This window comes from Streptomyces sp. NPDC006265 (genome assembly GCF_040613555.1).
In the GTDB taxonomy this organism is placed as follows: Bacteria; Actinomycetota; Actinomycetes; order Streptomycetales; family Streptomycetaceae; genus Streptomyces.
The window spans coordinates 1-9564 of sequence record NZ_JBEXSH010000295.1 but is presented as its reverse complement, the minus strand read 5'-3'; the positions used below and the strand labels follow the sequence as shown (position 1 = coordinate 9564).

The window sequence follows — 9564 nt, the reverse complement described above, 5'->3', positions numbered from 1 at the left end:
TTCGTAGAGGAGCAGAGTGCCGCCGCAGGCGTGGGTCCCGACGATGGTCAGCGGGCCCATGATCCAGCCCATGTCGGTGATCCAGCAGAAGGTGCTCCAGCAGGAGGGCATCTTCGCCGGCGTCTCCACGGGCGCCGCGCTGCACGCCGCGATCGGCCTCGGCAAGAAGGCCGTCAAGGCCGGGGAGTCCGCCGACATCGTCTTCGTCGTCGCCGACGGTGGCTGGAAGTACCTCTCGACGGGCGTCTACACGGCGGCCACCACGGAGGAGGCCATCGACACGCTCCAGGGCCAGCTCTGGGCGTAGCCGGTGCCGGGCACCGACACGACGAAGGGCCGGAGTCACGCCGACTCCGGCCCTTCACGCGGAGTCACGGCCTTGGTCCTTCGCGCGTGCTCAGCCCGCCAGGTACCGCACCTGGTCCCACAGCGCCGGATCCACCACGCCGACCCGCCGCCGGAAGCCCCACACCGGGACCTCCCGCAGCTCGTGTGTCTCCAGGAAGCTCGCGCGGCCCTCGGTGTCACCGACCGAGCCCGGGGGCAACGGGATCACCCCGGTCCGCTCGTCGCGGAAGCGGGTGGTGATCTTCGCGACCGTCGCCCGCTCCCCGCGCACCGCCAGTACCAGACAGGGCCGGTCCTTCGTTCGGGTCTCGTCCTCGTAGGGCACGTCCGCCCACCAGATCTCCGCCGGCTGCGGCCGGCTCTCCGGCGCGGAGGCCGGTGCCGCGGTCCGCATCCGCCGGGCCGACGGCCGGCGCCCCCGGCCCCAGCCGTCGACGAGCGTGGCGATGAGCGCGAGCAGCACCACCGCGGCGAGCGCCAGCCACCAGGACGTGTCCATACTGAGACGTTACCGGCGCGGTCCCCGCCACGCGCCCCCCTCACGAGGATCACCCCCCCGGCCCTGCCAGCCGAACCGGTGACACCACAGGTGAGTTCGCCCACAACAGGCCTTGGTGTAGGAGCTACCGGAGGTTTTGCGCCTTACGCTCGACGGACCGCACGACCCCCGACGCCCCTCTCAGACATTCCCGCCAGCGGAGGTTTCTGCCTCATGAAGCTCACCGTCGTCGGCTGCTCGGGGTCGTTCCCTTCCGCGGAATCGGCCTGCTCGAGCTACCTCGTCGAGGCCGACGGCTTCCGGCTGCTTCTCGACATGGGCAACGGTGCCCTGGGCGAGCTGCAGCGCCACTGCGGTCTCTACGACCTCGACGCTGTCTTCCTCAGCCACCTGCACGCCGACCACTGCATCGACATGTGCGCGTACTTCGTCGCGCGCTACTACCGCCACGACGGCGGCCGCTGCGATCCACTCCCCGTCTTCGGCCCCGAAGGCACGGAGCATCGGCTGACCACCGCCTACGCGGACACCCCCTCGGCCTCCTCCATGAGCGAGGTCTTCGACTTCCACACGGTCAAGCCGTCCACCTTCGAGCTCGGCCCGTTCACGGTGCACACCGAGCGGGTGGCCCACCCGGTGGAGGCGTACGGCATCCGCATCGAGCACGGCGGCAGAGTCCTGACGTACTCCGGCGACACCGGGGTGAGCCCCGCGCTGGACGAACTCGCCCGGGACGCCGACCTGTTCCTGTGCGAGGCCGCGTTCACGCACGGCAAGGAGAAGATCCCCGACCTGCACCTCAACGGCCGCGAGGCGGGTGAGACGGCGGCCCGGGCCGGTGCCCGCCGCCTGGTCCTCACCCACATTCCGCCGTGGACGGACCCCCAGGTCAATGTCGTCGACGCCCGCGAGGTGTACGACGGTCCGGTGGACCTCGCCGCACCCCGGCAGACGTACGAGATCTGAGCGCCCGCGCACACGAAGGCCCCGGAACCGATCGCCGATCGGTTCCGGGGCCTTCGGCGTCAGCGGACTACTTCGCCTCCGCCTTCTGCAGCTCGGCGAGTTCCTCGTCGGACTCGCGGCCCGGCGTGGGGAGGTTGAACTTGATGATCGCGAAGCGGAACACCGCGTAGTAGACCGCCGCGAAGCACAGGCCGACCATGGCCAGACCCCACGGGTTGGTCGCGATGCCCAGGTTCAGGAAGAAGTCCACCGCGCCGGCCGAGAAGCCGAAGCCGTCCTTCATTCCCAGCGCCCAGGTCAGCGCCATCGAGACGCCGGTGAGCACCGCGTGGATCGCGTACAGCACCGGGGCGATGAACATGAAGGTGAACTCGATCGGCTCGGTGACGCCCGTGACGAACGAGGTCAGCGCGAGCGACAGCATCATGCCGCCGACTATCTTGCGGCGCTCGGGCCGGGCGCAGTGCACGATCGCGAGGCAGGCGGCCGGCAGGGCGAACATCATGATCGGGAAGAAGCCGGTCATGAACTGTCCGGCGCTCGGGTCACCGGCCAGGAACCGGGCGATGTCGCCGCTCTTGTCCTCGTAGGTGCCGGCCTGGAACCAGGGGAAGGAGTTCAGCAGGTGGTGCATGCCGATCGGGATCAGCGCACGGTTGGCGACACCGAAGATGCCCGCGCCGACCGCCCCGGAGCCCACCAGCCACTCGCCGAAGTTGTGCAGTGCCGTGCCGAGGACCGGCCAGATGTAACCGAAGACGATGCCGATGACCAGACCCGCGAAGGCGGACAGGATCGGAACCAGGCGGCGGCCGCCGAAGAAGCCCGCCCAGTCCGGCAGCTTGGTCCGGTAGAACTTCTGGTAGAGCAGGGCCACGCCTATGCCCATGACCACACCGCCGAGGACCTTGGCGTCCACGGGAGCGTCGACCATGACGACCTTGCCGTCGACCGCCGTGGCGACCTTCGGCAGGTTCTTGTCGGTGAACGTGGCCAGCACGTTCTTGAAGACCAGGTAACCGACCACGGCCGCCAGCGCCGTTGAACCGTCCGACTTCTTGGCGAAGCCGATCGCGATGCCCACCGCGAACAGCAGCGCCATGTTGTCGAGGATCGCGTTGCCGCCGGCCGCCATGAAGCCCGCGATCTTGGTGATGAACCCGGGGAACGACTCGCGACCGAGCATGTCGGTGTTGCCGAGGCGGACCAGCAGGGCGGCGGCGGGCAGCACGGCGACGGGCAGCATCAGGCTGCGGCCGATGCGCTGCATGACGGCCATGACGGCCGACCCCTTCTTCGGGCTCGCGGGCGCGGCTGTGGCTGTGGACATGAACTTCCTCCAGGGGGCACGGCGCCGCCCAGGGAGAAATCAGCGGGGGACGGCGGCGTCTCAAAGAAAGGGGAACGCGGACAACCCCGCGCGACCTCCACCACTGAGTGGTGTAGACCAGTTGTAGCACGGCAGGCCGAACGAGTGGAACCCGCCAATTCCGCCCTTTGTGACGATCATGATCGGAGTGCCCGGCCACGGCCGCGCCGCCGGATTCCCTTCGATGGTGCAGTCGATCAGACCGCCGGGAAGCCGACGAGGCGCAGCCGCGGGCATGCGCGGAGTCCGGTGACTTCAGGCGGAGACTTTGTCGAGAGGCGGGCTCGTGGTGTAGACCAGTCGTTCGACGGTCGCGCGAACGTGGCGTCATCATGCGGCACACGCCATGATGCGGCGCACGCCATCATTCGGCACACACGATCTGGCCGCTCGCGAAGAGGGGCCGGCTGTGGGTTACTGCGACAAAGCGGTTCGGATCAGGGAGAACGAACATGGCCACCAAGGCTGAGAAGATCGTTGCCGGGCTCGGCGGCATCGACAACATCGAAGAGGTCGAAGGCTGCATCACCCGCCTGCGCACCGAGGTCGTGGACCCCGCCAAGGTCGACGAGACCGCCCTGAAGGCCGCCGGCGCCCACGGCGTCGTCAAGATGGGCAGCGCGATCCAGGTCGTCATCGGCACCGACGCCGACCCCATCGCAGCGGAGATCGAAGACATGATGTGAAGGGCGGGGATCGTCCCGGGCTTCACCCTCTGACGGACCCCTGAGGTCAGCTGTGCGCGCGGGCCCCTCCCCACCGGGAAGGGGCCCCTCCGCACGTACGGATAGGCTCAGCCGCATGTCTCGAATCGACGGCCGCACCCCCCAGCAGCTCCGCCCCATCACCATCGAGCGCGGCTGGAGCAAGCACGCCGAAGGCTCCGTCCTCGTCTCCTTCGGCGACACCAAGGTCTTCTGCACCGCCTCCGTCACCGAAGGCGTCCCGCGCTGGCGCAAGGGCAGCGGCGAAGGCTGGGTCACCGCCGAATACTCCATGCTGCCCCGCGCCACCAACACCCGCGTCGACCGCGAGTCCGTCAAGGGCCGCATCGGCGGCCGCACCCACGAGATCAGCCGCCTCATCGGCCGCTCCCTGCGTGCCGTCATCGACTACAAGGCCCTCGGCGAGAACACCATCGTCCTCGACTGTGACGTCCTCCAGGCCGACGGCGGCACCCGCACCGCGGCCATCACCGGCGCCTACGTCGCACTGGCCGACGCCGTTGCCTGGGCCCAGGGCAGGAAGCTCATCAAGGCCGGCCGCAAGCCCCTCACCGGCACCGTCTCCGCCGTCTCCGTCGGCATCGTCGGCGGCGTTCCCCTCCTCGACCTCTGCTACGAGGAAGACGTCAAGGCCGACACCGACATGAACGTCGTCTGCACCGGCGACGGCCGCTTCGTCGAGGTCCAGGGCACCGCCGAAGCCGAACCCTTCGCCCGCGACGAACTCAACGCGCTCCTCGACCTCGCCGTGGCCGGCTGCGACGAACTCGCCGCCCACCAGCGCACCGCGCTCGACGCCGTCCTCGGAAAGCAACCCGAAAAGTAAACGGCACACCAAGAGAGGTGCTCGGCACGGGCAACCGCGCCGAGCACACTCGCGTCTCAAGGAGTACGGGCGCACGGCTCATCCCTGTGCGCCCGGCCAGCCGCGCGGGCCCGACCGGCCCGACCGAACGAGAGGGACCGCTCCATGGCCGCGAGCCGCCGACGCCGCACCGCAGCCGTCGCCGCCACCCTGGCGGCCGTCGCGCTGACCGCCGGACTCACCACCGGCTGCGCCGCCGTCGACAAGGCGCTGGACTGCGTCCAGACCGCCGACGCCATCGCCGACAGCGTCACGGAACTCCAGCAGGCGGTCGACGGCGCGGCCGACGACCCGACGCAGCTCGACGAGTCCCTCGACTCCATCGACCAGAGCCTCGGCGAGATCGGCGACAAGACCGACAACGCGGATGTCAGCAAGGCCGTCGACGACCTCAACAAGGCCGTCGACAACGTCCGCACCTCGATCAAGAACGGCGACGAGACGCCCGACATCAGCCCGGTCACGGACGCGGCGGGCGAACTGACGAAGGTCTGCACGCCGTGAGCTGCGCCGGCTGAACCGACTGCGGCCTCTCGTGTGCCGGGTTGCACGGGAGGCCGTCCGCGGGTCGTCGTGGTCGCTCGCGCAGTTCCCCGCGCCCCTGAAAGGGCATGGGACGACTGGTCATCGGGGGGCAATACTGTTGTCGCCATGACCCGCCTGATCCTCGCCACCCGCAACGCCGGAAAGATCACCGAACTTCGCGCGATCCTCGCCGAAGCCGGACTGCCCCACGAACTCGTCGGAGCCGACGCCTACCCGGACATCCCCGACGTCAAGGAAACCGGCGTCACCTTCGCGGAGAACGCGCTCCTCAAGGCCCACGCCCTGGCCCGGGCGACGGGCCTCCCGGCCGTCGCCGACGACTCCGGCCTCTGCGTCGACGTCCTCAACGGCGCGCCCGGCATCTTCTCCGCCCGCTGGTCCGGCCGCCACGGCGACGACCAGGCCAACCTGGACCTCCTGCTCGCTCAGCTCTCGGACATCGTGGACGAACACCGCGGCGCCCACTTCGCCTGCGCGGCGGCGCTCGCCCTGCCGGACGGCACGGAGCGGGTCGTGGAGGGACAGCTGCGGGGAGTGCTGCGCCACGAGCCGTCCGGCACGGGCGGCTTCGGCTACGACCCGATCCTCCAGCCGGAGGGCGAGCTGCGCACCTGCGCGGAGTTGACCCCCCAGGAGAAGAACGCGATCAGCCACCGAGGGAAGGCGTTCAGGGCGTTGGTGCCGGTGGTGGGGGAGCTGCTGGGCTGAGCGGTGTGATCGCCTACGCCGAGGGGCGCGGCACCGTGCAGGTGCTGCGCCCCAGTTGGCGGTGGGCCCGGTGGGACTCGAACCCACGACACACCGGACCTAAACCGGCGCCCTCTTGCCAGCTGGGGTACGGGCCCATCGCGGTTACTGTACTGGGCCGGAAGCGGTGGCGGAGCGGCGAGGTCGCGAGTGGGTCTGCGCCTGACTGTGGCAGGAGGGGCAGAGGTATCGCAGGTTCTCGATCCGGTTGTTCAGCCGATCGCCGTCGATGTGGTCGATCTCCAGCACGAGTCTCCTGCCCTGCCAGCTCTCCCCGGTGCCGCACTCGCTGCATACATGGGGCACGCCGAGGTCGTCCAGTGCCCGCCTGAGGAGGGCCGTCTGCGTGCGTGGAGAACCGGGCCCGTGTTTCATCAGGGTCTGGTCCGCAGACCTGCGACGCGGGGAGGGCGTGCCCCGGAAATGGCCTTGCCCGGTGAAGTGGTCGGTCGACAGGCCATAGAACTCGATGCTGCGTTTGGCCTTCGTCCGCCCGGAACCACCAAGTGTGGAGAGACCGAGCATGCGCAGCACTCCGGACAGGCTGTGGGACGCGGCGACGGCTCGTGTGATGTCTTCACGCGGGAAGAGCGCCCCTGAGCGATTGCTGCGCCCTCCGGTGAAGTGCGAGGTGTCGATACCGAAGGCATCCAGCCGCCTTCTGATGTAGCCATACGGGCTGTCACGTGGAGAAAGCCCCATGTACTGCACCATCTCCCTGATGCTGTTCGACTGGGCGGCGGCTTCTCGCAGGAGTTGTTCAGGGTAGCTGCGTCGTTCGCGCTCCGGCAGAGGCTCCTCACGGAAGTGCGAGACATCGATGCCGTAGTGCTGCAGTCGCTTGCTGAGGTAACCGCGGGGGCCACTCCCCATCGGGGCGTGCAGTCTGCGCATCAGGTCGACCATGCTGGCGGCTTCGGCGGCCGTCCGGGTCAGCAGCTCTCGTGTGTACCTCGGTGCGCTCACGGGGCCGCCCTCCGCCTGCGTCCCCGGTATGTGTCCGTGGTTGCATGGCAGTTGGGGCAGAGCAGTTGGAGGTTTCCCGGGCGGTTGTCCCACCAGTCGCCATTGACGTGGTCGACCTCCAGCCGGAGGGGCTTGCCGTTCCATCTGGGGCCGGTACCGCACATGGCGCATCTCTCCGGGACTCCGATGCGGAGCAACTGCCGGAGCAGCCGATTTCCCGGGATCCTGCCGGCCTGTGGTGTCCCGAGGCTCAGCAGATCGCCGCGGGATCTTGACCTGCGCGGTGGCGTCACGAAGTGGGAGGTGTCGATGTCCAGGGCCGCGATACGGCGGCTGATGTGTGCGTGGTTGCCGCCGACCGGGCTGATGTCCAGACGGCGAAGTACCTCCTTGACGCTGGAGGACACCGCCACCACCTCGCGGAGCGTCTGCTCGGTGTGGCGTGCCCACCGGGTCGGGAAGTGGGAGACATCCACCCCGGCTTCGGCCATCTTCCGGCGCAGATAGCGTCTGCTGCCAGGTGTGGGTGCGCCCCCGCACCATCGAACGGCGTCGTCCCAATTCGCTGTCACCCGTGCTGCTTCCTCGATCAACTCGTGGGTGTACCTGGCCCCCATCAATCACCCCTCCGTCCCGACCACCCGTTCGTGGTCTCGCACGGAGTAACGAACCGTTTATCGGACAGGCACGCCCGATACGCGGGCGGAATGCGGAGCGGCTCGTACCGGGCCTCACCGGTACGAGCCGCTCGCAGAGGAAACAGCGGGGTCTCAGACCCCCAGGTCCTTGATGATCTTGGCCACGTGCCCCGTCGCCTTGACGTTGTACAGGGCGCGTTCGACGTTGCCCTCCTCGTCCACGACGATCGTGGAGCGGATGACGCCGACCACCGTCTTGCCGTAGAGCTTCTTCTCGCCGAAGGCGCCGTAGGACTCCAGGACCTGCTTGTCCGGGTCGCCGAGCAGCGTGACTTTCAGCGACTCCTTGTCGCGGAACTTGGCCAGCTTCTCCGGCTTGTCGGGGGAGATGCCGATGACGTCGTAGCCGGCGCCCGCCAGCAGCTCCAGGTTGTCCGTGAAGTCGCAGGCCTGCTTGGTGCAGCCGGGCGTGAGGGCGGCCGGGTAGAAGTACACGATGACCTTGCGGCCCTTGTGGTCCGACAGGGACACCTCGGTGCCGTCGGCGTCGGGCAGGGTGAACGCGGGGGCCGGGTCCCCCGGCTGGAGTCGCTCGCTCATCAGGCCAGGGTAACCGGGGGTCGAGGCAGTGCGATGAGCCGTGGAGCTGACAGACTGTCCGGCACAGGCTTCACACCGACTTCGAAAGGCGACACGGTGGCGGACACGGCGGACACCAGGACCCCGGCGCAGATCGAGGCGGACATCAGGCGCCGCCGCGCGACCCTGGCCGAGACCCTCGACGAGATCGGCGTGCGGGTGCACCCGAAGACGATCGTCGGGGATGCCAAGGCCAAGGTCGCTTCCAACATCGACCACACCCTGGGACGGGCCTATGTGGGGGTCAACCGGGCCGTCACCGATGTGCGCGCCCGGTTCGTGGACGAGGAGGGGGCGCCTCGGCTGGAGCGGGTCGTGCCCGTCGCGCTCGTCGTCGTGGGCGTGGTCGGGCTGCTCGCGGTCAGCACGCGGCGCCGCAAGGGCTGACCCGACTGCGTGCTTTTGCGGGGAAGACAGGTAGGTTTCAGGGCGTGAGCGCCAAGAGAAACGAGCACAGTACCCATCCGGACAAGCTGCCCATCCGGATGCTGCACGACCGCGTACTCGTGCGGCAGGACACCAGCGAGGGCGAGCGGCGTTCCGGCGGCGGCATCCTGATCCCCGCCACGGCCGCGGTCGGCCGGCGGCTGGCGTGGGCCGAGGTCGTCGCGGTGGGGCAGAACGTGCGGACCGTGGAGACCGGCGACCGGGTGCTGTACGACCCTGAGGACCGTGCCGAGGTCGAGGTGCGGGGGATCGCGTACGTGCTCATGCGCGAGCGTGATCTGCACGCCGTCGCCGCGGACCGGTTCGAGGGCGCCGAGGACTCGACCGGCCTGTACCTGTAGGACCGGCGACAGCCATACGGAAAGGGGCCGGTGACCCTGGTCACCGGCCCCTTTCCGTGCCGTGCGGCTTTGCTACGTTGGAGGAACCCCCGACGAGACGCGCCGTACCGGGATCAAGGCAAAGACGACGCACCGACACCGTCAGCCCGTTTCCCGGAAGGCGCCCGTCATGGCCTGGGTTCTGCTCGTCGTCGCCGGTCTGCTCGAGGTGGGGTGGTCCGTCGGCATGAAGTACACCGACGGCTTCACGCGCCCGCTGCCCAGTGTGCTCACGGGCGCCGGCATCGTCGCCGGCATGCTGCTGCTGTCGCAGGCCGCCAAGACCCTGCCCATCGGTACCGCCTACGGCGTGTGGGTGGGGATCGGCGCGGCCGGGGCGGCGGTGTTCGGTATGGCGGTGCTGGGTGAGCCGGCGACCGCCGCCCGGATCTTCTTCGTGTGCCTGCTGCTGGTCGCCGTGGTGGGGCT

The 9564-nt window shown here is 69.2% G+C and carries 13 protein-coding genes, 1 tRNA gene, 1 pseudogene and 1 riboswitch; of the genes and pseudogenes, 9 read left to right on the top strand and 6 right to left on the bottom strand.

The features are described from left to right. Positions 1-85 precede the first annotated feature (85 nt). Positions 86-307 (top strand): annotated as a pseudogene (gene cysM, locus ABZ281_RS23250) (cysteine synthase B); the annotation flags it as partial. 90 nt (positions 308-397) lie between these two features. On the opposite strand, the gene ABZ281_RS23245 reads toward cysM, so the two are convergent. After that, a complete protein-coding gene (locus ABZ281_RS23245; protein WP_356658276.1) occupies positions 398-847 on the bottom strand; it encodes a type II toxin-antitoxin system PemK/MazF family toxin in 450 nt (149 codons plus the stop codon). 213 nt (positions 848-1060) lie between these two features. On the opposite strand from ABZ281_RS23245, the gene ABZ281_RS23240 reads away from it, so the two are divergent. After that, on the top strand, positions 1061-1813 hold the full coding sequence (locus ABZ281_RS23240; RefSeq protein ID WP_356658274.1) for an MBL fold metallo-hydrolase: 753 nt from the start codon (positions 1061-1063) through the stop codon (positions 1811-1813). 67 nt (positions 1814-1880) lie between these two features. On the opposite strand, the gene ABZ281_RS23235 is transcribed toward ABZ281_RS23240, so the two are convergent. Next, positions 1881-3143, bottom strand: a complete 1263-nt coding sequence (locus ABZ281_RS23235; RefSeq protein WP_356658272.1) for a PTS transporter subunit EIIC — start codon at positions 3141-3143, stop codon at positions 1881-1883. Positions 3144-3634: 491 nt separating this feature from the next. Between ABZ281_RS23235 and ABZ281_RS23230 the strand changes: the two genes are divergently transcribed. From ABZ281_RS23230 to rdgB, 4 genes are all read left to right on the top strand, one after another. After that, a complete protein-coding gene (locus ABZ281_RS23230) occupies positions 3635-3868 on the top strand; it encodes a PTS glucose/sucrose transporter subunit IIB (protein WP_010039992.1) in 234 nt (77 codons plus the stop codon). 115 nt (positions 3869-3983) lie between these two features. Further along, a complete protein-coding gene (gene rph, locus ABZ281_RS23225) occupies positions 3984-4733 on the top strand; it encodes a ribonuclease PH (RefSeq protein WP_356658270.1) in 750 nt (249 codons plus the stop codon). Between the two features lie 144 nt (positions 4734-4877). Beyond that, the gene (locus ABZ281_RS23220) at positions 4878-5276 is read left to right on the top strand and encodes a hypothetical protein (protein WP_356658268.1); all 399 of its coding nucleotides are present in this window, start codon (positions 4878-4880) and stop codon (positions 5274-5276) included. A gap of 147 nt (positions 5277-5423) precedes the next feature. Beyond that, complete coding sequence (gene rdgB / locus ABZ281_RS23215; protein WP_356658266.1) at positions 5424-6026, top strand: RdgB/HAM1 family non-canonical purine NTP pyrophosphatase; 603 nt, start codon at positions 5424-5426, stop codon at positions 6024-6026. A gap of 62 nt (positions 6027-6088) precedes the next feature. Here rdgB and ABZ281_RS23210 read toward each other — a convergent pair. From ABZ281_RS23210 to bcp, 4 genes are all read right to left on the bottom strand, one after another. Further along, positions 6089-6163 (bottom strand) — tRNA-Leu (locus ABZ281_RS23210). A gap of 7 nt (positions 6164-6170) precedes the next feature. After that, the gene (locus tag ABZ281_RS23205) at positions 6171-6971 is read right to left on the bottom strand and encodes an HNH endonuclease signature motif containing protein (protein WP_356658264.1); all 801 of its coding nucleotides are present in this window, start codon (positions 6969-6971) and stop codon (positions 6171-6173) included. Positions 6972-7027: 56 nt separating this feature from the next. After that, positions 7028-7648, bottom strand: a complete 621-nt coding sequence (locus ABZ281_RS23200) for an HNH endonuclease signature motif containing protein (protein WP_356658263.1) — start codon at positions 7646-7648, stop codon at positions 7028-7030. 153 nt (positions 7649-7801) lie between these two features. After that, positions 7802-8269 carry a thioredoxin-dependent thiol peroxidase gene (gene bcp / locus ABZ281_RS23195; RefSeq protein WP_356658261.1) on the bottom strand — a complete coding sequence of 156 codons (468 nt, stop codon included), beginning with the start codon at positions 8267-8269 and terminating at the stop codon, positions 7802-7804. Between the two features lie 96 nt (positions 8270-8365). On the opposite strand from bcp, the gene ABZ281_RS23190 reads away from it, so the two are divergent. From ABZ281_RS23190 to ABZ281_RS23180, 3 genes are all read left to right on the top strand, one after another. Further along, complete coding sequence (locus tag ABZ281_RS23190; protein ID WP_344454100.1) at positions 8366-8695, top strand: DUF3618 domain-containing protein; 330 nt, start codon at positions 8366-8368, stop codon at positions 8693-8695. Between the two features lie 44 nt (positions 8696-8739). Next, positions 8740-9096, top strand: a complete 357-nt coding sequence (locus ABZ281_RS23185) for a co-chaperone GroES (RefSeq protein WP_030837851.1) — start codon at positions 8740-8742, stop codon at positions 9094-9096. Between the two features lie 66 nt (positions 9097-9162). After that, positions 9163-9230, top strand: a riboswitch (guanidine-III (ykkC-III) riboswitch). 35 nt (positions 9231-9265) lie between these two features. Further along, positions 9266-9564: multidrug efflux SMR transporter (locus ABZ281_RS23180; protein ID WP_356658259.1), on the top strand; the 299-nt coding region annotated here is incomplete at its 3' end.